The sequence below is a fragment of the uncultured Duncaniella sp. genome (assembly GCF_910577345.1).
Taxonomy (GTDB): Bacteria; Bacteroidota; Bacteroidia; order Bacteroidales; family Muribaculaceae; genus Duncaniella.
Genome location: NZ_CAJTMT010000015.1, coordinates 1 through 26004 on the forward strand (window position 1 = coordinate 1; position 26004 = coordinate 26004).

Here is a 26004-nt window from a genome sequence, read left to right on the forward strand (position 1 = left end):
AACCATGATTTACCCCCTCCAATTATCCACCTTTTAATCCCATACGCCCTATGAAACCGAAGACCACCGCCAAGTCAAATCTGAAGAACGGAAACCGCAACGGTTGCCCGGCTCTTCCCGAAAATGAGAAGCAGTCAATAATCAGACACACCAAATTCAACAAGGAGCAGGATGCCGTGCTGATGGAAAACTTTCATCACAGTGGACTCTCCTGCGTAAGCGAATATATCCGGGCCGTGTCACTCAATCCGAAGATTGTTCCACGTCTGACAGAGGAAGAACTGCGGATAGCCCGTGCTCTATCCGGTTTCAGCAACAACTTCAACCAGTTTGTGAGGCTCTGCCATATCCACGGACTCGAAGTGATGGCAGCCGAGGCTGAATTTTACCTCGGTAAATTCCGATGCCTATTTGGAATATTCAATAACGATTAAGTCCTTAATTTTTATGATTGCATACATCATTAACGGCAAGAGTTTCAGTAACTGCGTCGATTATGTGACGCGCCGGGCACTTGAAGAGAAGCTTGGCAAAGAAGCTGAACATAAGCAGAGAGCCTATGAGAAAAAGTATGAGTCCAATAACGGCGAAGGCATAGTTGACCACCTTTCCAAAGACTGGGAACTGATAGGTGCATCTTCCGATATTCGGCTCTATGAAGGCCGCAAGGCAATCGCTGATGACATAGCACGGCCTACGAGGACAAGGAAGCCTATCAAAGACCCGGTGGGTCATATCTCACTCGACTTCCACCCGAAGGACGCACACAAAATGACCAACGAAAGAATGGCCGACATTGCTTGCGATTATATGAAGCGAATGGGATTGGAAAACACTCCCTATATCATCGTCCGGCACTTCGACAAGGCTCATCCGCATTGCCACCTTGTGTTCAGCCGCGTTGATTACGACGGCAAGATTCTCACACAGACCACCAATTTCAAGAAGAACGAGCGTGTCTGCAAAGCCCTCAACCTCAAACACCGGCTCATGCAAGGCAGAAGCAAACTTGATACCGATGTCAGCAAACTGCGCGGAAAGGAGAAGGTAAGATACAAACTGACCCATGATCTTGCCCGGCTGTTTGTCTCGCCTGATGTAAAAGATTGGAATTCTTTTCTCATTGTCCTTTTGCGGAACGGCATTAATACAAAAGAGAAAGTCGGTAAAAGTGGCAGGATGAATCTTTATTACTGCGTGGGCAAGCAGTCGTTTTGGTCTATGAAACTTGACCCATTTCTCACTCGGGAGAATCTTGAAAGAGTTTTTAGGGAGAGAATGGAACGGCGGCTCAAGGAGTCTGAATCCGTTATTAAGCGAGCAGAACGACATGCGGTCGAAGAACCAAAGCCCGAGAAAAAAGCAACTTCGCAGCCGAGAGTGTCTGCCCAATCGCAGAACCCCATTCAATCGCACAAGCCGATTGTCATACCACCCTTGCCTTTTGAATTCTTGTGGGATGTACCTAAGAGTGATGAGGCGGCATATCGCAGAGGCGAGACGGTTTACACATTTGCACGCAAACCGGCTGATAGGTATAAGGCACACTACTGGATATGGCACGACTTCAAGACCGGAAAGCCACAATGTAGTTTCGACCCACCCAAGAGCCGAGACATTCCTCCGGCATTCCTGCAACAAGTGGTATCATCCGGCAAACCGACATCCACATCTTCACCTCAATCTGAATCATCAGACTTCCGAATGTCACATGTTTTTCTTAGCAATGCTCCCAATGATGATGTCTGCATAGCCCATGGAGAACCCGTATCGGGTGACTTCAAGCGATTCCTTGAAAACCACCCCGACATGGACTTCTACGATGCCAAACGTAAGTTCAAGGAAGAGCAAAAAGCCAAGCAGAAAGTTCGACAAGGACCTAAGTTGCCCTAAATTATCGAGCCGACAGTCCCGGATGTTACTCCCAAGACTGTCGGCTTATTTGATACATAATACTATATCAGTGGATGGCGTTAATCTCCCGTTGTGTAATAAATCAAGGAATCGTGCAGCGTGCGCTCCATCCAGCTAATTAACAGTTTTCGCGGGTTTGGGATAAGGAACGGACAAATTATATGTGGCTGCATCTGTCCGCCCTGTGAGATTATAAGGGATCATTATTGGATATGGTATGTTTTCACTACTTGCCGACCTCGTTATGAGTTAACGCCATTTCCGGCTAACCGTTATGTGCCCGAGTCGTTCCAACAACAATCAGTAGTATGTCAAGCGTCCTCAATATACCAATCACAAGGAGTAGGAGGCGATTGAATCTTCGATGATCTCCAACTATAGCTAAGCTACCATCCCGGTCTCAGTATTGACTAAGCCCTTCGCCGTTACCGTGTCGAATAGAAAGCGAAGAAGTGTAGTAAAGGAACGTTATTTTGATACATATTCTACCGCAAGAGATAAAAGTTCTCGGTAAAAACTATTCCCTTTTATTGTTTTTTCTTATTTGGATATCTTAGCCAACAGTCAAGTGAAATCCTAAATAGTTGCAAAGTTTTTAGTCGCATAAGCCAATCATTATAATCCTTTTCCTTGCGAGTTTCACTAAACGATAGTTCATAATCGCTTGAAAAAAGTTTTCCCGTATGTGTCATTTTACTCCTAAGATTATATACATCTTTGTAAATCTTTTTTGAGTTCTCACTTCCCGCAACAAATTTAGATAGAAAATTAACAAACTTCTGTTTGATACCCCAAATAGGTCTACCACATTGAGGACAGGTGTATGGGGAACTCTTTATACTCTTACAGCTTTGACATTCAAATATAATCTCGTTATCATTTTCTTCTAAACTAACCAACCCTTCGATTGCCGACACATACGAAAGAAAGGATAAAGTTCTTTTATGGGCTGATATGTCTATCCCATCACATACTAAGTATATACATGAATTTACTTTTTCTCTTGTTTTATCAGAGAGTTTATAATAAAAGTAGAGAGCAGAGCTGATTGTGTTTGGGAAAGTAATTTCGTGATTGTAATCGTCTATAGGGTTATCAGTATAATACTCATGCATTTGAGCCTCTTTATATTCAACTTCCTCCTTAAATTCAGAAAACTGCACTATATGCATATCTTCTTTTAACCCATTATATAAGTAGCCTCCCATAAAAAAATGGCTTTCCTGATTATTAAAATTCTGCCTTTCTTCTATAGTCATAGTTTCTAAATTTTTATCTGGAAATATGATACCCCATCCCATCATAGACGTCTCATAGTTGAAAAACCTATGATTTGTAAGACATGAGAGTAGATTAAGTATTTCCTTCTCTTTATTCATACGTATGGCCCCTAACTCAAATATATCTTCAGGTTCGCGATTGGTATATTCTATAGTATATTCGAGAAAAAGAGGGAAATGACGCGCATACGGACTTTGTGGTTTCCCATCCATATTGAAAGGTAGAATCTGGAACTTATCTTCAAATCTGAAGCCTGTTTTCAATTTTGAGTTTGTAAAAACTATCTTTCGATAATATTTAATCATAATCTTAATATTTTAAGGATATCACCTATAAAATGGGATAAATTCAACTTATAAGGATGTGAGTGTTGTATTTAATCAGTGTTCCAACGGGCATCAGGATCTCCATCATAAGCATCAAGTGGATCAGAATATTCATCGTCATTATAAGTGTCATATGGAGGGATATATTCATCTTCCTGTCCAATATATTCCATGTCTCCTTTAATAAGTCCATAATGATCAATGCAATATTGATATGGTAAACCGTCAATTGTTTCTGATACAACAATAAGACCTTCATTAAAATTATTGTAGGAGGTTGCCTTGTCAAATTTTGGATTAATTACAACGCTACCATTAGTATTCATAAATCCAACTTTATTGTCTATGATAAATCCGATAGTATATTCCCCGGCATCAAATATTTGGTCGTATTTGGGCTCTGCTAGAATTTTACCAGATGTATCTACAATCCCGAATTTTCCGTTTTTCTCAATGAGTATTCGGTCATAAGCAAAGAGACAAATATCATCGTATATGTTTGGAAGTGTAACCTCTCCTTTGGCATTTAGCAGTCCTTTATATTTGCTGCTCATTCCATATCGCTTAATCTTGGAAAATATGGAATCTGATGTAGCCAAAATAACATCGTCTGGTCTAACTGTTTTACCAAAAACAAAAAGGTTCCCTTCTCCATATTCTGAAGATTCATCCTTGAGAAATCCGTAAATGATTAATTCATCAGATAAGAGAAAATCATAAGAATTTGTATAGAAGGATTGACCATTTAATCGTTCTACAAGCTCTCTAACACCAGTTGAATTATTTACAGTGAAGTATTCCATACAGATAAATCAAAAAAAATTACTAATCACTCTGTTTACGAGTCAGTTTTAATACACCATTAGATAATTCCACAACTTGCAAATTGTTCTTTTGTTCTGAAATTTGAGTTGGAGTTAATTCGCCAATTGTTGTACTAAACCCAACCAATGTCACTTTTCCATCAGCATCAATGAACGCACAAGACTTAAATGGTTCTCCCGTATGAGGATTTATAAGCTCCTTCGTCACTTTCATTCTCCCATAACGTTTAGCAAAATCTAATAGAGATGTAACGGATGTAATATGAACTGAAGATACTCCCTGAACCCGGGTGAAATTGGACACACAAAAATCTATAAATTTTGATTTATTGTAAACGCCGTAATTCTCATGTCCTTTAGAAGATATTCCACAAATACAGAAATCCCCATCTAAACTAAACTCTAAAGAATATAATTTCGAGAACCGAGTCCTTCTATTACGAATGAAAAGAAGAGTGTGAACCTCTCCAATCCCACCGTTTGATGGCATTTTAAGAGCGTTTATCTCTATCTCTGGATTTGATTGCAAGGTGGATGTGGCTACATCTATTTTATAAAACTCTTCCTCCAATTCATCGGGAATACTTGACATACTCATTACATCAATATATTCTTTCGTATTATCCATATATTCTTCAATACTATGGGGTAAAATCTTAAAAGAGTAAAGAAAATTAAATTTCACAGTTCGGTTTGTTATATCAGGTAATTCAGAACTTGAATTCTTCTTAGCTTTATAATTATTATCTTTATTATTTAATTGCGTTGGATGATTCTCGGTACTAATGCCGATGCTTTTACAAATGGTATTCCAAATCAGCTCAAAGCTTGTTTGAGCGGGGAATGTCCAAGTTTTAGTATACTGAGGCAATGAATTGCCAGAAGATGAGTATGTTATTACATAGGACAACAATGTCCTTCTGAGTCTAAACGATATATCAGATTTCAGTTCGGAAACTCCTGCTGGTGCATCACACACTATAACTCTATCCCAAAAATAGGAAGTATTGTCACATGCAAAGACATTTTTAATCTCGCTCACAAGAGGAGCAAAGATTTTTTCGATGCCACCTAATGAGGCTATAAGATTTCGAGTTGCGGATTTAGTTTTATAAATTCTAAGACAACACATCGAAATAAACGAGGCAAATAAAATAATGAGTGCTATTAAAAGGATATCCATAGAACCTATAGTTTAAAGAGTAACAATAAAATCATGAAAGCTGATGCGTTACATAATGAGTCGATCACAACAACAAATCAATTTATCGATTTTTAATCTTTCCGATTTTACATAGCCTTTCAAATACTGTTGTGCCCGTAAGACGTTGATACCGATTAAGTCCTTTAATTAATCCACTGCCATACTCTTTATGTAAGAACGTTCCAACACTAAACTTAGGATTGTTATATAGTTTTAACGTGTAATCCATATCAATGAAACACAAATTCTCTCTATCTTCTCGACCATCTAGTACGCAAGCATTTAATCGATTAAACTGTTGTTGATAATAATGTGCCGTTTTGGCAAATATGTTTTCCTGTATTTTTTGTTTTATTTGCTGTTGCTGTATTCTAATGGCTTGAGCAACTTCGTAAAATTGCTCTATTTTAGCAAAGTCAGAGGAACTTAGTCTTGAGGCATACTTATGTTTATACTTATCCCATGCGTTTTCTTCAAAAATAGGAATAGAGTAATGGAGAGGTTGCTCATTGATCGCTTCACCAGAAACGCCTTCGGCTTTTATATACTCAATATTCTTCTCAATATTTTTAATTTGGAGAATAAGGATTGTCGTTGCTGATTTTATGCTCTTATTTTCCTTATCAAGATATATTAAGAGAGTAACAACCACAGTAATCACTAATATGAGCGTCTGGAGGAAGTTAGAATTCAGAAAGTCTGCCATATCAATATCTAATTTAATTGTCTATCTTAAACACAAAGTTACGAATTTTTTTGAAGATTTTAACGATTTAGCGTGGTGACCCGGCTGATTTTCGGTTGAGGTCACCACATTTTCTGCGGCTGGTTATAGTTAAACTCCGTTAAAGTTTGGGGTTGTGTGCCTGTGGCGTGGGATTGAATGATGGTGAATGACTATGAAATATATGCTAATTTATACTGATAATCAACACTTTATATATCTGCCAAAATAGATATGCGCGCACCGCAACACGCATAACTATCAATATTTCAGTAATTTACGGTGGGTATGGTGACTTTTGTAGTGGCTCGGAGGGGTGTGGATGAAAGAAAGACCGCTAAGTTATTGAAACTTAGCAGTCTTCTGTGGTGCCACCAGGAATCGAACCGGGGACACAAGGATTTTCAGTCCTTTGCTCTCAAGACCACCAAAAGCTGACGCTTTCGGTGGCAACCAACTGAGCTATGGCACTTTATCCTTTCAGAGAGCCTTTCTCTTTCCCTATTTAATCTTTGCGGTTTAACTCACGGTTTAACTTATGGGTATTCCGAGATTGGGGTTGTCAATACGTTAATTATCTCAATGTAAAGTTAGCTAATTTTATTGACCCACGCAAGAAAAATCAGAGGAAGTGCGTCTATAAAGAGTCTTATTTTAGGCGTTTTAGCTTATACGGATTTTGACGGCAGGATATTTTGTGGATTCTATTGTAGGGTAGCAATCTCAATATAACGGTACATTTTCTGAATCCACCCTTTAAAACTGAAAAAACTTGAAAAATGTATTTATGTCGAAAGAAGCAATAGATTTCAAAGTTATATATGTTAAATAGTATTATGTAGGATTATATTGTAAAGTATTAATTTATCTGTTGTGTGATGATTTTTAGAGGTTTACAGTTGTGCAATATTCTAATTTTATCCTCTAATTCATACGATGATTCAAAGAATCTATAGTTCCGATATTTTTTTGCCTCTTTTGTGTCAATATCCATTATCTTATACAATGAAGATTCAATATAGTTTTTCCCGTATTTGTCTGATACATTCTGATATAGAATAATGAAGATTCCTATATTTCTATCTTTTTGGACATTTTTTAATGATACAAACGTCTCTTTAATTACTTCATCAATCTTAAAGTTCCGAGGATAAACAACAGCACTATAACTTACAGGTTCGTACCACGGTATTGTTATATAAATCGCATCATCATATAATTCAATCCTATGTTGTGATTTATGTCCAAATCTATCTCTAATCTCCTCGCAACCAACCAAAGACATTGATATGATGAATATCAGATTCCACCATATCAATGCCGAGATTTTGTAATGTGTTTGTATCTGAGTTTTCATTGAGGTGTTGTAAATTCCGCTATGTCCCCATAGTGCAACCATAGATTCACATAGTTGCCACATTCTCTACCATAACCAAAAGAGAATAGCCGGTAATAATACGTTGTATTTCGTTCCGCATGAGTGTATGGTGCATCATTAGTATAATGGTTTGGGTCAAAATACCAATCCCACCATGTTGCGGTCTCAAGTACCACATTGCCCATTAATTCAGGTGTTCTAAACCCTTCGTTTTTGTAATAGTTTTTAAGTATTGCATATCCTATCACATCCATGTCCTCTAAATCATTGCGATTATTGGAAATAACCATGCCTGCAACATTATAATTCAAGGAAAAAACAACACAATCTTCGGACATCATGATTTTGACCGATTCATTACAGAATGAATCGTATGCCACTTCCATTGTTGGCTCGTTTTCATCAGAACACGACACCGAGCATATCCCTATTAATAGGATTGCAAACAAAACCATTAGATATTTTATTTTCATAATCATTGCTGTCGCATAATCCTCTCTACGACGTTTACATTTAGACATGAAAAAAGGTGTGAGGATTGTATCTTGTTCTATCCAATCATCAGGCTCTCGCATTGCCTATTCCACGGATAAAACAATAGCCCCACACCGATTTTGCTATATAATCTACCGTTGACGGCAGGGTATAAGCAATCAGTGCAGGTGCTATTGCCAACCTTATCTTCGTGGAATTTCAAATTTGCGAGATTTGATGATTGAAGATAAAATTTCAATAACACCTTTCGTTATTTATGTTGATTCAAACAAGCCAACTCTTCGGCTCTGTGAATCAGGTGCAAAGATAAGAAAAAAATGTTATTGGTGGGGCTATCCATGCCTATGTTTTTAAGCATGGAAAAAGAATCAGGACACCTGAAACAAAGTGTTCAGATGCCCTGAGTTAAGGACTTTCAGCTAATTATGCTTGTGATTAGCAACCATATAAGCCAAATAACAACGATTATAAGCGGATTGATGCAGAACAGTATAAGTCCCACAACAATACAGACCGCAAGCACACCCCTTTCTGATGCGACATCTTTATGATTCTGATTCATTGCATAAATAATAAGGGGACACCGCAATTAAGAGTGCCCCCCCATGTTTCACATTTAGTTGATAAACCACGAATAACGGTCGTCGCCATGCAGGGCGGCGTTGATGCCTTGTGCCACTTCCGTAGCATTGAAAGAACGGCCGAGAAAGCTATCTATGTAGCTACTCTTGTTTGCTCCGGTCAGGAGATTGTAGAACTTCCACATATCAATGTCAGAGCCATAAGAGCCAAAATCAGGGTCGCTGATATAGGCTTTTGCCACTGAATTGATTTGCGTGTCAGTTATCAGCAACGGTGGAATGTTGCGTTGCATCTTCTGTGGCAGAGCCTGATACAGTCGCATTTTTCCAAGTATCTGACAAAACTGATGTTCAGACATTGTTGTGTTGCCAAGTGTGTGCATTAGATGTAGATGTTTGGCAGGGTTATAGCGGTTGAGCATCTCCAACACTCGCAGATAGAGGTCAGAAGTGTTTGAAACTTCTAACTGTTCCACGAATCCGTCAGAGGAAACACAGAGGTTGCAACACACGAGGTTTTTGAAGCCCACAAAGATTTTGAAACGCTCCACCGACTTTTTAGAGTAGAGGTTCATGTGGTTGTAGGCACGTACACCGCCAACAGTCAGTGTGAGCTTGTTTCCCTCTACCGTTTCATAGATAGTGGGGATTTCGATGCAAAACATCATACGCTCATAGTAAATCGTTTTGTCTGATTCCAAGAGCTGATTTGCAGGCTTGTGTATCGCTTCGGGGATTCTTCCCTTGATTATGTGCGACACACGGATTTCAGGCTTTTCGATTGTTTCTCCGTTGTAGAACGTGCTGACCGCTTCCGCTACCGTTTCGATAAATGCAGGGTGTGAGATTGTCAGCTCATTGTCTTTGCTGAACACTGGCACTATACACTCATGTTTGAGGTGTGACAGTTCAACCGCTTTCGTGTTTGCTTCGATAAACGGAAGTGTCTTTTTCTCGTTTTGCGGAATGTCTGTTATTACCTCCGCGTCTGTTGCGTAGCTGTTGAGCCAACTGATTCTTTTAGGCTCAACCGCAGGTAAAATCATTAGATTTTCCATTTTGTAGCGAATTTTTAGAGGTTATTGAATATGAATTTTATCTTTATTTTCAAGTATGGAGGGGGGACTTTGAGTTTAGTGGACTCACACTTATAGCACTCTCTATAAAATTTAGATCAGGATTTATTGAGATTACCAGCGTATCTGATTTCTGCGGAAATACAGATTTCGAGAATATTTAAATTTTCGACCTTAAAATTGTCATTCGCTATTTATTCAGAAATAAGACATGAAAATTATTTGAGACAAAAAAAAACTCCGCAACCTTAGTTGCAGAGTTGGTATTAGATTTTTGAAAAGGACATTTTTCAAATTCTCCCTATAAAGAGAGTTTTTGAGAGAAAATGTACCTACCTTAAATTAATGGCTCTAATAGTTGCATGGCTCTTTGTCCTTTGAGCGTGCACTCTCTCACATTGAAAAACTTTCTGATAGTCTGTGCTGTGACAGCTTCTTTGTGGTTGATGTCCAAAATATCATAGAAACGCAGAAGTTCTTGTTTTATAAACCTATTCTGATAGGTCTTTCCGCTCTCAAACGAATTTTTAAGTAGTTGAAAGAACTCTGCTCCCGATTCTTTTTTATGACGGGATTTAAGAATCATAGCCTCCTTTATTCTCTTGGTAACATATCGGTTAGCTTCAATAACCTCTTTGCCAACTGTTTCGTATGCTTCAACGATAAATGGGTCTATCTGTCGAAGTTCTGCTATATGCGACTGCACCAATTCTGAATCTGTATCATTTTTAAGAGTTTCAAGAATTGAAACAATTTGCTCTCTTGTTTCTCGCACATCGCCTGATTTACTTCCTAATCTCAATCTGTCGCTGTCGCCGAATTGGTAGATAAGGGCTGTAGCTCGGATAGGGTTTAGCGTTTCCGTTGCCTTATATCGTTCAAGAAGTATGTCGATATTATTATAAGCTGACTTCACAAGTTCTTCATCGGTATAATTGTCTCTTGAGAAAAAGTCAATCTGACCGTTGCGCATCATTCGCTTAAAGGGCAAAACTTCCAATGCCGATTTATAAGCATATCTCTGTTCGATTGATGTTGCACAATCGTAGAGGTTTTGAAGTACCTTATAGGTGTGCTCACTTGCTTGCAGAAACTCTCGTATTCCCTCTTTTGTGCGGATTGGAAAACTGTTACGAGTGCAAACTACGTGGGTGTTCGTAGAAGTGCCATTGCGGAATCTGCCAATGGATTGTACGACATCTGTTGTAGGGTCAATCGCAGTGTATTCCGAAAAATACGGTTCCGTAACGAACACTACATCAGGCTTTTCTGCAAGCTCTATATCAAGAGCTGTGTAGAATCGGCTCGTGAAGAAGTTGTACTGCTTCATGTGAGCCTTATCCCAATTTTCGTAAGCACACTTGAATCCTTTGCGTTTGAGTTTGTCCACGCTCTTTGTAGCACAGAATACTGCTGAATCTTTCTCAATACCCAACTTTTGAATAAGCTGGTATATCATATCCGTGCTGTTTATGAAGAAACATATTCTTCTCGGCTCGGTCTGTGCTTTCAGAATATGAGGAATAGTAACCTTTAAGGCTTCAAGCACGTTATTCGTGTGAATTATGGAAATATTCTTGCGATATTCATAATCTGGTATGATTTTAACAAGTGAAAAGCCTTGTTGCTCAAAGCGAGGGTCAGAGGGGATAATAGGGGTGGCTGATACCATTGCCTTGTTGTCAAACTTAAAGAAGTCCTCAATCGGCATGGTTATATCCTCTCGGTAGTCGTTGTCTTGCACATACTTCTGACATTCATCTAAAAGCATGAAGCAACGCACATAGGGATTTTCTTCAAGTACTTCAAAGGCTTGCTTAACCTTGTGGAAACTTTCGGGCGTTGAGAGAATCTTGATATTCTTCCTCTCGGCTATGGAACGTTCAAGATATTCAACGACATCATCAACCGTCACTTTTTGCATGACACCGAAAAGATTGTCTTTCTTGTGTACTGTTGATTTGCACTTCCCTATTATTGCAGGCTGATTTGGCTCTATGATGATAGAATCTCTTTTAGCCTTTATCTCGGAGTATGTGGCTCCAAGTCCTGTGAGGGTCTTGCATAGAATCGTATTTGATTCTATTGAATAAACATCGGATAGATGTTGCCCTCGGCGAATAGGGATATTTATGATTTTCATGTTTTGATAGTTTATGAGAGTGGAGATAGGAGAGATTATCCCCACTCTCGGTTAGCATTGGTTATCTAATAAGACCCTTATCAAGAAGATACTCACAGAGTTCTTCGGTACGCTCAACACGGAAGCTGATTATTCCATGTCTGAAAGACGCTACTGCGGAAAGTTTACCGCTACGGTCACGGAGCTGTGGGGTAAACTGAATGTTGCCCAGTTTGTTCTCAACGAACATTTTGAGCATTTCCGTTTTGAACGTGTTGGCATCTGAATAATCTGATTTTTCCAACTGCATAGGGTCAAGGGAAAAGTCCTCGGTTTTACCCTCTTTCAGATAGCCCATGAGCCACTGAAAGTTTTGTGGATTGAGTTGATACCCAAACCACTCTGTTGTTTTGCTCTGCGGATAGACAACTTCATATCCGAAGCGGTCAATTCCAAATGATAGGATTATTCTCTCCCCACGATTCATCATGGCTTTTAGCTCGTTGTGAGCCTCGGTGTTGGGATACACCGTTTCTGATGTTGGCTGTACAAAAGCCATATTATATTTCTCCATATTATATTCTTTTAGGAGGTATGACATTTGTAATCTACCCACTCATTAGCTATGCGCACTTGCCATTTGTTTTGGATTACGATGCAAAATTACTGCGGATTAAGAGGGGCTTTAGAGAGTAAAAATCAGGTTGAATTCTACTCCCCCTGAAATTGCGATAGCCATAAAATGAGAAAAGCCCCATATCTCGATTGGAGAAATGGAGCTTGTGTAAGTGCTTGAGACGGATTAAAGACTTGGGTATATTCCTGACCGAGCCATAATCTCCTTGCCTTTATATTGTTTGAAGAATCCTTTTAAGGCTTCATCATCGTTCAGAAAATTGGGGTTTCGAGATAGGCGAGTGTGATATATTAGATTAGAAATGAGGATATTTTTGTTGAATGAGATAGGAGTACATTTTTTCGCTCTACCCTTATATTGGGGATTTATCTCAAAAAAGTACCTCAATATTGATGCAAAATACCATACTAACACAGAGTTTGATTCTTCTGAATCAATAAGTATCTGTGAGGTATTATCTATGGCAAGAGTTGTCAGATTATCTTTTTCTGACTCATAGCCATGTCTAATCCATTCTTCTATCTTGGAAACGACTGTTTTATTTGAAATTATAGACTTTGACTTTCCTGATTTTACCGTAATTTGAACCTTATTCTCATTTGATAATACTGACAGCAGTTGTGCAATCTGTGTGCCAACAGAATCTGCAAATTCATAGCCTGAGAAACAAGCATCACAAGCATAATCAAAACTAAACATAACCAATAGCCAAAATGCATCAGGGTCTAAATTCAATCCTTTTATAGTGGCTTGCAAGTCTATGTCCGTTATAAATTCCTCATATCTATATTGGCATGGAATCTCGCCACTGTTATATCTTTCCTGAAACACAAACAGGGCATCATCGGGAGCAGTCAACTTTATAATGCTTGGGAATAACATCACTAAACCGTCAGGGGATATATACGGTTCTCCCTTTCCTCTTATAAGATTGATTATATATTGGAATGGCTCTTTATTCGTGGATATGTCGAGGGGTGATTTCATGTGCCGGAGATTTTAGATATGTAAAGTTACGAAAAATCCGCCTATCTGTAGGTAAGCGGATTCTGTAAATATGTGGATTCTGCAATTATAGCAAGTTTTTCATGGCATTGTCTATCTGCTCATTGTCGAAGCTGTCAAGGTAAATCTGCGTTACTCGTTCAGAGCTATGCCCCATGATTTCACGGATTACGGCTGTTGATACCCCTGCCTTTTTCATCACAGTTGCTTGGCTGTGCCTTGCAACGTAGGTAGTCAGAGTTAGAGGTAAGCCAAGTTCCTCGCCAATCTCTTTCAGTCGCTTGTTCACTTTGGATATAACCTTGTGAATACGATTGGACTTCTGTATCTCCGTTTCGTGGAAGTCAGATAGGATTGGGAACAGATACGGACTATCTTTGCGTTGATACTTCTTTATAAGCTCAACGGCTTGCGGTTGCAGAGGGATTTTGATTAGCTTGCTTGTCTTATGTCGCTTATAGACTAACTTACCCTCAATGATATTGGCAGAAGTAAGATTGGCTATGTCTATGAAGTTGATACCACCACAGTAGTATGTGAAAGCGAAGATATCAATAGGGAATCGCATATAGCGGTTAGTGGACTTGTAGGCGAGAATACGGTCAATGTCCTCTTTAGAAAGAGAGCGTTTTGCGGTGTCCTCATGCAGTCGTGCCACCTTATACTTCTTAAAAGGGTAGTCGGCAGAATCTACTATATCTTCTTCCATAGCCAAATTATAAATGGCTCGTAGTGTTCTGAATCGTATGCCGATTGTATTCTCTGCCAATCCTTGTTTGCGTAGCCATGTTTCGTATCTGCGTAGGAATGAAACATCTATATCTGAAAAACAGATGTCAAGGTGCTTGTTGAACGATAGAAGCGAGTTATAGACTTGCTTAACAGAGAGCATATAGCCACGTCTGCCCTCATCTGTGAGCCGTTGAATTTGCTCATAGAATAGTTCATGCACGGTTTTTGGTTTAACTCGCTTCGCCTTATCCTCAATTAAAGTGCTTGCAGTAAACTCTTTACGCTCGGATTTTAGTTTAACTATCTCTGTGGAAAGCTCACTTGTCTTATTAGCAATCAGTTTGCTAAGATACTCAAAATTAGGACAGTTAGGTTTTAGCGTATTCCTCTCAAAGTTCCAATACTTAGGATTGACGGACACACCTAAGCTCTTGTACTTCTTTTTGCCGTCTTTGCAGATTCGCACCATTAGAGGGTGTTCACCGTTTGCAAGAGTTTTCGACTTGTAACACACGATGTTAGCTGTAACATTCATACGGTTTACTTGGTTTAACTCTCGGTTTAACCATGGGCTACCGTGGGGCTGTCGCAGGGTGTGGGAGGGAATAAAAAAAGAGAGTCAGAATTTATCTAACTCTCTGATTTTCAGGTGGTGCCACCAGGAATCGAACCGGGGACACAAGGATTTTCAGTCCTTTGCTCTACCAACTGAGCTATGGCACCTTATATGTTTTTACAAGAAGGAAACGATGTTGTTTTTCCGTTTTTGCGTTGCAAAGGTAGGGGTTTTATTTGGAGTGTGCAAATTTTTTATAAACTTTTTTCCAATTCTATGTGTTTTTCGAGTGTTTTCTGAGTTTTAGATATATTTTTGGCGTGTTTTACTGCATTTTGATATTTAAAATTTGGTCCGGATTGTGCTGTTTGTATTCATTACTTACATCGGTGCTTAAATGTATCAGTAAACTTTTGCGACTATATCAAAAACGCAAAGACCTCCGCTTTATCCAAAAGGATTGGCGGAGGCCTTTAACATATCTCTAAACTATCAGTCTGCTTTCAAAACCGATAATTCTGAAAATCATCAATCGAATTTCAAATCCAACCGAATTCCGGAATATATCAATCGAATCTCAAAATCTAATTGAATTCCGACTCTATCAATCGAATTTCAAAATCCAAACTGAATTCCGGAATACAGCAATCGAATTTCAAATCCAACCGAATTCCGGAATACATCAATCGAATCTCAAATCCAACCGAATTCCGGAATACATCAACCGAATTTCAAAATCTAACTGAGTTCCAGAATACACCAATCGAATTTAAAAATCCAATTGAATTCCGAATCCATCAACCGAATTTCAAACCCAACTGAGTTTCGGAATACGTCAATCGAATTTCAAAACCGATGAATTCCGAAAACCGAAACCATCGATCAAATTTCAAACCTAACTGAAAACCGAAACCATTAATCGAATTTCAAAACCGACTGAATGCCGGAATACATCGATCTGAATCGATTGGGGCTATCTTCAGATCTGGCCGCTGTCGATTTCATTCATGAGTTTGAGGGCGTCGACATACTGCATGATGCCGTCGGAAACCTTGCGTGCATCCTGCATGGCATGGACTACCGTGGCGGGACGGTTGGTGACGTCGCCTCCGGCAAACACGCCTTTGCGGCTTGTCATGCCGTAGGGCATCTCGCGGGCAAGGACATAGCCTTTCTCATCCACCTTTATTCCCTCTGTGGTCGATACGATGCGGCTCGCAGGCTGACTGCCGACTGCCATGATGACCTTGTCGGCAGGAAGGACAATTTCCTCTCCCTCCTTATCGATGACCACTTCCTTTATGAGTCCGTTCTCGCCACGGATTTCCTTTATCGAAGAGTTCCACATGAACTTAACGCCCTCGACAACGGCATCGTCATACTCAGCCTTGAGCGCGCTCATATTCTCGATTGCGCGGTGGTAGACCACTGTGACCGACTTCGCATCCATGCGCAGGGCCGTGCGGGCTGCATCCATCGCTGTATTACCGCAACCGATGACAAACACATTGTCGCCCTCCTTGACCGGAATCTCATCACGGCTGATAAGGCCGGAGTTGTAAAGGCTTACACGACGGAGGAAATAGATGGCCTGACGGACACCGTCGAAATGGTTGCCGGGAATAGACAGCTTCTTGGGTTTACCGGCACCGGTGCCCATGAAGATAGCATCGAAACCTTGGGCGAAGAGATCGTCGACAGTGAAATCGCGTCCGATTGTCACATTGCAATGGATACGGACGCCAAGCTCGCAGATTTTCTTGATTTCGTGGCGCACCACATCCTTGGGAAGACGGTATTCAGGAATACCGAGCATGAGTACACCGCCAGCCTCAGGTTCCATCTCGAAAATCTCAACGTCGAAACCCTTGCGGGAAAGCTCACCCGCAACAGTCAGACCGGCAGGACCGCTACCAATGACGGCCACACGTCCACGGGTCTTGGGGACAAGATTCTCGCGCGTGAGATTCATCGAGCTGTCAAAGTCAGCCACGAAACGTTCGAGCTTACCGATGTTGATATGCGCGCCCTTCTTGTTGAGGATACAATGGCCCTCACACTGGCGCTCGTGGGCACAGACGCGTCCGCAGACAGCCGGAAGATTGCTCTTTGCGTTTATTATAGCCATCGCATTGCCGAGATTACCCATCGACAGCTCGCGGATCCAATCAGGCATGTCGTTGCTGATAGGGCAACCCTTCTTGCAAAGCGGGTTCTTACAGTGGAGGCAGCGTTTCGCCTCCTCAATAGCCTCAAGCATGGTGTAGCCATCAGAGGCTGAATCATTGATGTTTCTATTCATATTATAGATAACAATTAAATATCTAATTTGGTGATTGATATGTATGATTTCCCGCACCGTCGTGCCGGTAGCGGAAATAATCAAAATGCGTTTTGCCGGGAAGGGGAGAAAGAGAGTAGGCATACAGACCCGTCCTCACACCCTTCCAGAATCCGGCTTTCATCTCGAAAGGTTCGCCCATAGGCTTGAAATCAATGCCGTCGGTGCTGTAACTGTAGGCAAAGCGGTTGGCCTCGGTATCCACATCGAGCCTTATGACCAACGCGCCACCGTCAGGCACATCGGACAAGGGCTTGCGGAAAGTCACTGCGCTGTCAACCTCCACATAGAGCGTCGGGACATCCTTGCCTCCGGCATCTTCAATCATCACGCCGGCACCGGTAAAAGCTTTGCCTATACATTCGAGCCCGCTGCGATCGCCGGGCTTCATGTCGCGGAAATCAATTGCCGTCTCAGCCTGCGAACGGAAGCCCATGATTTTCTGAGTCAACTGATTGCGGGCCGTCCTCAGCCATCCGGCGGAAAGGGGCGAAAGAGTCAGCCAACCCTCGCGTTCGGAAAGCGATATGCGCTCCCTTACGGGATTATGGTTCGTCTGCCATTGCACTCCCAAACTCTGCCCGTCAAACTCATCTGACGTCTGCGGAGTGAACGATGACTGTGATTTTCCAAACGGCATCTGACAGACCTCCATCGGCTCACCGACACCATTGCCGTCGTAGTCACACCCGATCAATGGCCAACCATCCTTCCACCTGACAGGCTGGAGATGCACGACACGTCCGCGCACCCCGGCCGACTGAAAATGATAGAACCACCAGTCGCCGTCAGGCGTATCCACGAGCGCACCCTGATGCGGACCATTGACCTTAGTCGAACCGGTCTCAAGCACACGGCGCGACTCGTATGGGCCATAGACATTCCTCGAGCGCAGGATGGTCTGCCACCCCTCTCCCACTCCGCCTTCGGGAATACTGATATAGTAGTAGCCATCCTTTTTGAACATCTTCGGACCCTCGGCCACAGGACCTTCATAGACGGTGACACCATCATCGAGAAGAGCCCGCCCGTCGGCACTCATCCGGTGGATGATTATGGGACCCGCACGGTGGCGGCTACGGATGAGATAAGCCTCGCCATCCTCATCCCAGAACGGACACGGATCCTCCCACTTGGCAATACCCTTCACAAGATGCAGTGGCTCCCACGGCCCGGCAGGATTGACGGCAGAGGTCATGAACAGTCCCTCTTCGGGAGTGCAGACAAAAATCCGGAACTTACCGTCGTGATAGCGCAGCGCAGGAGCCCAGGTGCCTTCGGCATACTTGGCCATGCCGTCGTAGCCCGGGAAGCCGATGCTGTCATAAACCTGCCCGATGATGCGCCAGTTGACCATATCGTCAGATTCAAGCACAGGCATACCCATGAAATGAAACTCCGAGCAGGTCATATAGTACTTGTCCCCGACCCTGATAACGTCGGGGTCGGAATAGTCGGCATTCAGGACAGGATTTGCAAAGTTGCCGTCGCCAAGGTCGCCCCACACGGGAACACCGCGGCCCGACGATGCCTGAATGAAGGCCGAAAAGACTAATGCTAAGGTAAAAACAACTGCAGATTTCACGATCGTCGTAAGATTTAGAGTGCAAATTTACGCAGATTTTTTCATCTCTTTGGGACATTTCGGTTACAATTGTCGGGGAGTATAGTGTATTTTGGATTTTTTCAGTTATCTTTGCATTGTGGCGTACTCAAACCTTTTCGCCTTCCAGGATGGCGCGCGGCTACGGTTGACAGAGTTTCGCCGGCAGTTATTTTCTCTATTACCCTGAAACCGGTCGGGCGTCAGACTGATTGACGCACCCCATCAACATTGTGCAAATTATGTCGATAATGACACTCTTTCGTCGTGCATTCGGTTTTTCCCCCGAGACCGAAGAGGAGGAGGGCGAATATGACCCCACAGTCCCCACTTATGCCGTCAGCAATCAGACGGAGGAAAACTCCGTGCCCTCAGCCCAACCGCCGGTCCCGCCGGCCGGACTGCTGACATCGGCCTCTGCCACGGCCGATGAGCCGTCGACCGAGGGTCCCGAGACAGACAAGAAACTGACCGACGACCTCTTCGATGCAGTCATCGACCTCTTCAACCGCACACAACCCGAATTCGTCAGGGAGTGTCTCAACGTCGATGCGCAGCGCCGCTACATCCTTAATTCCCTCTCCGACTCCCTCCGTCAGCGCGTCAATTCAGCACTATCCACCGACTCCACCATCTGGGAAAAGGAGAAGGAGGAGCTTGAAAAGAAAATAGCCGAACTGCAAGGCGACGACAACGAGACCGAACGTCTGCGCAAGGAGAACCGCAAACTCCAGTTGAGCGTCGACCGTCAGAAGCGCGCCCTCCTCGACCGCATCAATGACCTTGAAACCCAGCTCACGAAGCAAGCGCAGGAAAAGGAGCGCTACTACGCGCGCAAAGGCCTGACAAATCCGGAGGAACTCGACAAGGCCAACGCACGCATCAAAGTGCTCGAGACAGAAGCCGAGGACGCACGGAGCAGAAACGCTCAGCTCGACGGCACGATAAGCACACTCGAACATCAGATAAAGGAACTTGAGGCAAAACTGGCCGAACAGGCCGAGACCATCCGTACAGATGGTGAAGCCGTCAATGCCGAACCAGCCGGTGACGCAAGCACTGCCACGCCCGAACAGCTCGCACAACTCGAAAATCTGAAAACCACGCTCGAACAGGAAAAATCCGAACTTCTGCAGGAAAAAAGCAGAATCGAAGAGGAGAAAACCGCACTTCAGGAAGAAAAAAGCCGTCTCGAACAGGAAAAGAGCAGCATCGAGGAAGCAAAGGCCAAGGCAGAGCAGGAGATAGCCTCGCGCCAAAGCGACATGGCCGGTCTCGAAGAAGCCAACGCCCAACTCTCGGCCCAATTCGAAAGCCTGCGCGAGGAACTGGCCCGCCAGACGACGCTGAAAGAGCAGCTTGAAGTCAAGACAACAATGAGCGACGCGATGATCAACGACCTCCGCAACCAGGCCGCAGCCTCGCGCAACGAACTCGAACGGATGCAGCAGGAACAGGAAGCCGTGCTCACCCAGATTCAGCAGCAACTCGACGGATTCGAAGACCTGAAAGCCCGCAAGGACGCCAAAATCAGCGAGCTTCAGGAATCCAACGCCTCACTGCGCCGCACCGTCGAAACCAACCTCTACAATCAGGCCAACAGCGAGATGAAACTGCGCCGCGAAATAAAGGACCTCAAAGCCGAAATCACGCGCCTCACGCAGCAGAACTCAGCGCCGACCGACACCCCCTCTCCCTCCAACCCCATGATGCCCGAACCGGCAAAGGCAGCCGCCAAACGCCGTGGCCGCCCCAAAAAGAACCGCATCGACAGCGACCTCGACAACACCGAATGGTTTGCAGGCAGCTCGGCCAAACGCGACGATCCCGACTTCGGCTATCATGAACCGCCACGCAAACCGACCAACGACAACGAAGCGCAGCTATCGCTCTTCTAAGTCGCTACGATACAGCAAAACCGACAGGTAAAAACAATATTCGCAAAAAACAAAACGATTCCAATTGTATTCTTCGACCACGAAACAATGAAAAAAGCCGTTACATATCTCTTGATGGCGACAGCCGCTTTTCAGGCCGTGTCAGCCAACATATCCGATGACAAAAACCTTGCCGAATACGTATTTCCCAACAATTCACCCGCACGGGTGAGCCGCCCTGCCTACACAGCCGACGGTCTGCACTACCTCGCCCTCTCGGCCGACGGTCAGAAGATTGTCAAATACGAAACCGCCTCAGGCAAGGAGGTGGAGACGGTGATGGATGTCACCCACACCCGCGAGACCACCATCTCCTCGATCGAAGGATTCACCCTCAGCCCCGACGGAAGCAAGCTCCTCGTCAGCCGTGAGCGCAAGGCAATCTACCGCCGCTCCTCCATGTCGAAATTCTATGTCTACAACATCCGCACCCGTCAGCTCCATCCCCTCTCGGTCAACTTCGAATATCAGCGCGAGCCCCTCTTCTCGCCCGACGGACGCATGGTGGCCTTCGTCGGTCCGGACAACAATATACACCTCCACAAAATCGACTACAACACCGAGGTCGATGTGACAACCGACGGCAAGACTGACCACGTCATCAACGGTGTCCCCGACTGGGTATATGAAGAGGAATTCACGACATCATCCTCGATGGCATGGGCACCCGACAACATGACCCTATGCTACATCAAATACAACGAGACCGAGGTTCCAGCCTACTCCTTCCCCCTTTATGAAGGCACATGCGACCCGATGGAGCAATATGCCCTCTATCCCGGAGCATTCACCTACAAATATCCCGTGGCAGGCGAACCTAATTCAAAAGTAAGCGTCCACAGCTACGATGTCGACAACCGCAAGACAAAGAACCTCGACATCCCTGCCGGAAACTTCGAATACATTCCCCGCATTGCCTACGGAGGCTCACCGGACCGACTCATCGTCACCACTCTCAACCGCGCGCAGACCCGCATGGAACTCTTCTCGATGAATCCGCGCTCGAATGTGGCCAAATCCATCCTCGTGGAGCAGGAACAGGCATGGCTCGAACCGGCAGTCTATGAGAACCTCACCCTCAACGATGACAATTTCGTGGTTCTTTCGTCGCGCACAGGCTACACCCATGCCTACCAGTACAACTATTCAGGCACCATGACCCGCGCCATCACAAAGGGTGATTTCGACGTGCTCGAATACTACGGCACCGATGCCCGCGGCAACCACTACGTCCAGTCGACAGCCACCGGACCAATCAACCGTGTGGTCTCACGCATCGACGCCAAGGGCATAATGAAACACATCACCCCTGAAAAGGGTTGCGCATCCGCATGGTTCACCCCTACCAAGAACTACTACACTGTCAACTACAGCAACGCCCAGACCCCTCCCGTCTACACCCTCCGCACCATCGCCGACAAGGATGTGAGGGTCCTTGAAGACAATGCCAAGACAAAGGCAAAATATGCCTCGGCACCCCGTCGGGAATTCATCACCGTCACCACACCCGAAGGCATATCCATCAACGCCTACATGCTCAAACCGGCCAACTTCAATCCCTCAGGCTCCTATCCTGTCATCATGACGCAATACAGTGGCCCCGGCTCGCAGCAGGTGCTCGACTCATGGACCATCGACTGGGACTGCTATGCTGCAATGCAGGGCTACATTGTCATCTGTGCCGACGGACGTGGCACCGGAGGTCGCGGACGCGCATGGGAGACAATCGTCTACCGCAACCTCGGCCACTATGAGACCATCGACCAGCAGGCGGTTGCCCGCTGGGCTGCCTCGCAGCCTTACGTCGACGGCAAGCGCATCGGCATCTGCGGCTGGAGCTACGGCGGCTACGAGACCCTGATGTGCGTCTCCACTCCGTCGACACCCTTCGCCGCAGCCGTCGCAATCGCACCCGTGACCGACTGGCGCTACTACGACACCATCTATGCCGAGCGCTACATGCTCACCCCTCAGGAAAACGAGGACGGCTATCAGACCTCAGCGCCTATCAACTCTGTCAAGAACCTCTCAGTTCCCCTGCTCATGATGCACGGCACCGCCGACGACAATGTCCACTTCATGAACACCGTGCAATACACCTCGGCCCTTCAGGCTGCCGGAAAATGGTGTGACATGTTCATCTACCCCAACATGAACCACTCCATCTACGGCTGCGGCGCGCGCCTGTCGGTCTACTCCCGTATGCTTGCCTATTTCGGTGCCAATCTGCGCTGAAACGGGCAAGCCCCACTCCCCTCGCCACGCTCCTCAACGCTCCTGTCCGGACCGTTCACCTACCACACTTCCCTAACATCTGCAAGTATAAGTAACCCGATTTCATGACCCAACATCATATAACAAATGAGAAGGCTATCTTCACGCTTTGGCTCAACTGGACCATCGCTGTAGGAGCTATCGCATTGCCCGAACTCGCCGCACTTTTCGTCCCACGCCCCTGGATTCCCATCATCACCTTCGCAGTGATGATTCTCCTCATCGTCTACCGCAATACAGGAAAGAAATTCCAGGCATCGTCATGTGACCTCGTGCAGACCATCTGTGTCCACACCCTCTGCGTCTCCGCCGTCATAATGGTGCTCATCTCAATCATCTATGCCAGAGGCTTCATCTCGCTCTTCTATCCCGAAGAACTTGTCAACATCAGAATCCCTTATCTCACCATCCTCATCATAGGCCCTGTCGCCACCGTCTACTGCCTCATCTACACCATCCGTGGCAACCGTGCGGGAGTGTGCCGCAGATGCATCATCCGCTACGGCACCTCGACCGAACGCGGATTTCTCGGCAAAGTGTTCTCGCAGGAGAGCCGCTATCAGGTGCGCTTCCTGATGGTCATCTCTGCCGTGCTTTCAGTAATCGGCTGGATCTACTATGCCTGCTACTACATCAACGTCAATCTCAACACGTCCGACCGCTTCTTCTACAACTGGATTCCCTCGATATTCTACGGCCTCTCGGTCATCTTCTTCGGCATGAGATATTTCACCCTCTGGAGCTACTACTACAACCATATCGAGATGAATCCCCGCGTGTGCATGAACGGTTCAGGGGTGCGCTTTATCCTGCTCCACGACGACAATATCTTCCTCTCACGCATCGAGGAATTCAACGACATGCCTGACGGGAACAAATATGACACCCCTGCGGATGTCAACCTCTCGCACCGCAACTACATCAGCCTCAAGGATGCCTCGCAACATCTCGTGAACCTCAGCGGCCTTGACCCTGAGAGCTTCAACATACGGTTCATGTATAAAAGCACCGACATGTCGGGCCAGGCCAACATCTTCCACTTCATCTGCTGCTTCCCGTCAAAGGAAGCTATAGCCGACTCCACGCTGCGCGGACAGTGGTATTCGCTCTCGCAGCTCCAGCGCCTCCTCTACAACAAGGAGCTCACCCACATGCTCACTTCGGAAATCCACCGCCTCCACACCGTGACAATGGCATGGAAGACCTACGACATCAACGGACTCCGCCTTTACAAAATCAAGAACTACCGTCCGGCCTTCCGCCTGAAGGGAATCTGCGACTGGAACGTCGATTTCGACAATCCCCTCTGGCTCGACGTCGCGCGCTTCAACGAGGACAGCCCTCTCTTCAAGCTCCGCCGCCTCCTGCGCCGCCGTCAGCGCCAGAGCATCAATAACTGACAACCATACCCCACACATATAGCAGCCCACACATCCACCCACACCCACACGAAAATTCCATCTATGAGTAAGCCACTGATTGTCATAACCGGCCCGACCGCATCGGGCAAGACCCGCAGGGCCGTGGAACTCGCCCGCGAAATCGATGCCGAAATCATCAGCGCCGACTCGCGTCAGGTCTACCGTGGGATGGACCTCGGAACCGGCAAGGACATCGAGGAATACGGCGAGATTCCCGGCCACCTCATCGACATCTGCCCCGCGGGATATAAATACAACCTCTTCGAATTCCTGCGGGATTTTGAGGAGGCCAAGGCTGCAATCGAGGCAAGGGGGAAGAGGGTGATTCTCTGCGGAGGCACAGGGCTCTATATTGAAAGCGTCCTCAAAGGGCTGCGTCTGCCCGAGGTGCCCGAAAATCCTGAGCTGCGCAAGAGCCTCGAAGGGAAATCCCTGGAGGAACTGACCGGAATCCTCGCCGGAATGAAGACTCTCCACAACGTCACGGATGTCGACACCGCCAAGCGCGCCATCCGCGCGATAGAGATACAGACTTACTATGCCGAACACCCCGACGCGGCCCGTCAGGCCGAACCGTCGCCGCTGACAGATGCAGTGGTCATCGGTGTGGACATCGACCGCGAATCGCGCCGCCGGCGCATCACGGAGCGCCTCCACGCCCGTCTCGACGCGGGAATGATCGACGAAGTGCGCCGCCTCCTCGACTCAGGCATCCCCGCCGCCGACCTCATCTATTACGGTCTTGAATACAAATTCCTCACCCTCCACCTGACCGGCGCCCTATCGCGCGAGGAAATGGTGTCGGGGCTCGAAATCGCCATCCACCAGTTTGCCAAACGCCAGATGACATGGTTCCGCGGCATGGAGAACCGTGGCTTCCCCATCAACTGGCTCCCCTACGACCTCCCCTCCGCCGAATTCACCGCCCGCGCCATCGCACTCATCGAAAACCGGACGGCTGAATGAAAGGTTTTTTTCTGATACAGAAGGACAAACGAGCAAAAGAAACATAAGAATTATGGGCCACTCCGAAAATCCGGTCCATGTGCGATAAAAAGAAATACAAACCAACAAAACAAACAAAAGCGACCGAAGTATAATTTGCTTGAAATTAATCTTTTGTATCTTCTGACCTTCTGGCTTTATGTACCTTTTTCAGATATTTACGAATTTCATGCACTGTAATTACAATTTGAGCCGGAATAATATCCTCTACAGAACCAATCCTCATCCTAAAATGTCCTTTAACTCACCAATAGAGTAGGAACGGCCTTTACCTGCCTTCATTTCCTCTATTCCACGATAGACGGATGCCATATTCTCCGGATCGTCAAACCATCTATCGCCCGATGGAGAGGGATTCTCGCTTATGCTCACGTTGATGGTCTCAGCTTTAGAGATGAGTATGGATTCGATATAAGCTTTTAGGCTCTTGCCCTGCGCAACGGCCATAACAGAAAGTTTCTGCAGGGTTTCAATGGGCAAATCTATATTTTTTCGTTTGATGTTCAATGCGGTCGCCATAATTCTTTCTTATTTTTCTGCACAAAGATATACATTATATACACAATAT

The 26004-nt window shown here is 45.1% G+C and carries 20 protein-coding genes and 2 tRNA genes; 6 read left to right on the forward strand and 16 right to left on the reverse strand.

The features are described from left to right. The first annotated feature begins 50 nt into the window (after nucleotides 1-50). Together QZ310_RS07905 and QZ310_RS07910 are read left to right on the forward strand one after the other, a co-directional pair. Nucleotides 51-434, forward strand: coding sequence for a hypothetical protein (locus tag QZ310_RS07905; protein WP_297071966.1), 384 nt, complete (start codon nucleotides 51-53; stop codon nucleotides 432-434). A gap of 13 nt (nucleotides 435-447) precedes the next feature. Beyond that, complete coding sequence (locus QZ310_RS07910) at nucleotides 448-1893, forward strand: relaxase/mobilization nuclease domain-containing protein (protein ID WP_297071967.1); 1446 nt, start codon at nucleotides 448-450, stop codon at nucleotides 1891-1893. Between the two features lie 548 nt (nucleotides 1894-2441). Here the strand turns inward: QZ310_RS07910 and QZ310_RS07915 are convergent. The 15 genes from QZ310_RS07915 to QZ310_RS07985 all read right to left on the reverse strand — a co-directional run bounded on the left by QZ310_RS07915 (nucleotide 2442) and on the right by QZ310_RS07985 (nucleotide 18781). Next, the gene (locus tag QZ310_RS07915; protein ID WP_297071968.1) at nucleotides 2442-3407 is read right to left on the reverse strand and encodes a hypothetical protein; all 966 of its coding nucleotides are present in this window, start codon (nucleotides 3405-3407) and stop codon (nucleotides 2442-2444) included. A 164-nt stretch (nucleotides 3408-3571) separates the two neighbouring features. Beyond that, complete coding sequence (locus QZ310_RS07920) at nucleotides 3572-4324, reverse strand: WG repeat-containing protein (protein ID WP_297071969.1); 753 nt, start codon at nucleotides 4322-4324, stop codon at nucleotides 3572-3574. A gap of 22 nt (nucleotides 4325-4346) precedes the next feature. Further along, nucleotides 4347-5528: a hypothetical protein gene (locus QZ310_RS07925; protein WP_297071970.1), complete on the reverse strand. Its 1182-nt coding sequence runs from the start codon at nucleotides 5526-5528 to the stop codon at nucleotides 4347-4349. 82 nt (nucleotides 5529-5610) lie between these two features. Then, entirely contained in the window at nucleotides 5611-6255 is a 645-nt protein-coding gene (locus QZ310_RS07930) for a hypothetical protein (protein WP_297071971.1), read from the reverse strand. Between the two features lie 384 nt (nucleotides 6256-6639). Continuing rightward, nucleotides 6640-6744: transfer RNA gene (locus tag QZ310_RS07935), tRNA-Phe, on the reverse strand. Between the two features lie 388 nt (nucleotides 6745-7132). Next, nucleotides 7133-7630 carry a hypothetical protein gene (locus QZ310_RS07940; protein WP_297071972.1) on the reverse strand — a complete coding sequence of 166 codons (498 nt, stop codon included), beginning with the start codon at nucleotides 7628-7630 and terminating at the stop codon, nucleotides 7133-7135. Next, nucleotides 7627-8124 (reverse strand): hypothetical protein, encoded by a 498-nt coding sequence (locus QZ310_RS07945; protein WP_297071973.1) that lies wholly within the window; start codon nucleotides 8122-8124, stop codon nucleotides 7627-7629. The genes QZ310_RS07940 and QZ310_RS07945 overlap by 4 nt, the downstream gene beginning before the upstream one ends. 638 nt (nucleotides 8125-8762) lie before the next feature. Next, on the reverse strand, nucleotides 8763-9785 hold the full coding sequence (locus QZ310_RS07950) for a DUF3871 family protein (RefSeq protein ID WP_297071974.1): 1023 nt from the start codon (nucleotides 9783-9785) through the stop codon (nucleotides 8763-8765). A gap of 355 nt (nucleotides 9786-10140) precedes the next feature. Continuing rightward, nucleotides 10141-11946 carry a hypothetical protein gene (locus tag QZ310_RS07955; RefSeq protein ID WP_297071975.1) on the reverse strand — a complete coding sequence of 602 codons (1806 nt, stop codon included), beginning with the start codon at nucleotides 11944-11946 and terminating at the stop codon, nucleotides 10141-10143. A 61-nt stretch (nucleotides 11947-12007) separates the two neighbouring features. Beyond that, nucleotides 12008-12499 carry a hypothetical protein gene (locus QZ310_RS07960; protein ID WP_297071976.1) on the reverse strand — a complete coding sequence of 164 codons (492 nt, stop codon included), beginning with the start codon at nucleotides 12497-12499 and terminating at the stop codon, nucleotides 12008-12010. Between the two features lie 228 nt (nucleotides 12500-12727). After that, complete coding sequence (locus QZ310_RS07965; RefSeq protein ID WP_297071977.1) at nucleotides 12728-13549, reverse strand: hypothetical protein; 822 nt, start codon at nucleotides 13547-13549, stop codon at nucleotides 12728-12730. A gap of 85 nt (nucleotides 13550-13634) precedes the next feature. Beyond that, a complete protein-coding gene (locus tag QZ310_RS07970) occupies nucleotides 13635-14834 on the reverse strand; it encodes a site-specific integrase (RefSeq protein WP_297071978.1) in 1200 nt (399 codons plus the stop codon). A gap of 115 nt (nucleotides 14835-14949) precedes the next feature. After that, a tRNA-Phe gene (locus QZ310_RS07975) sits at nucleotides 14950-15022 on the reverse strand. 812 nt (nucleotides 15023-15834) lie between these two features. Then, entirely contained in the window at nucleotides 15835-17157 is a 1323-nt protein-coding gene (locus tag QZ310_RS07980; RefSeq protein ID WP_297071979.1) for an NAD(P)-dependent oxidoreductase, read from the reverse strand. 22 nt (nucleotides 17158-17179) lie between these two features. Next, nucleotides 17180-18781, reverse strand: a complete 1602-nt coding sequence (locus QZ310_RS07985; protein WP_297071980.1) for a glycoside hydrolase 43 family protein — start codon at nucleotides 18779-18781, stop codon at nucleotides 17180-17182. A 269-nt stretch (nucleotides 18782-19050) separates the two neighbouring features. Here QZ310_RS07985 and QZ310_RS07990 point away from each other — a divergent pair, with 269 nt between their 5' ends. The 4 genes from QZ310_RS07990 (at nucleotide 19051) to miaA (ending at nucleotide 25397) form a co-directional block, all read left to right on the forward strand. Then, on the forward strand, nucleotides 19051-20697 hold the full coding sequence (locus tag QZ310_RS07990) for a hypothetical protein (RefSeq protein WP_297071981.1): 1647 nt from the start codon (nucleotides 19051-19053) through the stop codon (nucleotides 20695-20697). 87 nt (nucleotides 20698-20784) lie between these two features. Further along, nucleotides 20785-22971: a S9 family peptidase gene (locus tag QZ310_RS07995; protein ID WP_297071982.1), complete on the forward strand. Its 2187-nt coding sequence runs from the start codon at nucleotides 20785-20787 to the stop codon at nucleotides 22969-22971. A 104-nt stretch (nucleotides 22972-23075) separates the two neighbouring features. Further along, nucleotides 23076-24410 carry a hypothetical protein gene (locus QZ310_RS08000; RefSeq protein WP_297071983.1) on the forward strand — a complete coding sequence of 445 codons (1335 nt, stop codon included), beginning with the start codon at nucleotides 23076-23078 and terminating at the stop codon, nucleotides 24408-24410. 63 nt (nucleotides 24411-24473) lie between these two features. Beyond that, nucleotides 24474-25397: a tRNA (adenosine(37)-N6)-dimethylallyltransferase MiaA gene (gene miaA / locus QZ310_RS08005; RefSeq protein WP_297071984.1), complete on the forward strand. Its 924-nt coding sequence runs from the start codon at nucleotides 24474-24476 to the stop codon at nucleotides 25395-25397. A 261-nt stretch (nucleotides 25398-25658) separates the two neighbouring features. On the opposite strand, the gene QZ310_RS08010 is transcribed toward miaA, so the two are convergent. Next, on the reverse strand, nucleotides 25659-25883 hold the full coding sequence (locus QZ310_RS08010; RefSeq protein WP_297071985.1) for a hypothetical protein: 225 nt from the start codon (nucleotides 25881-25883) through the stop codon (nucleotides 25659-25661). Nucleotides 25884-26004 lie beyond the last annotated feature (121 nt).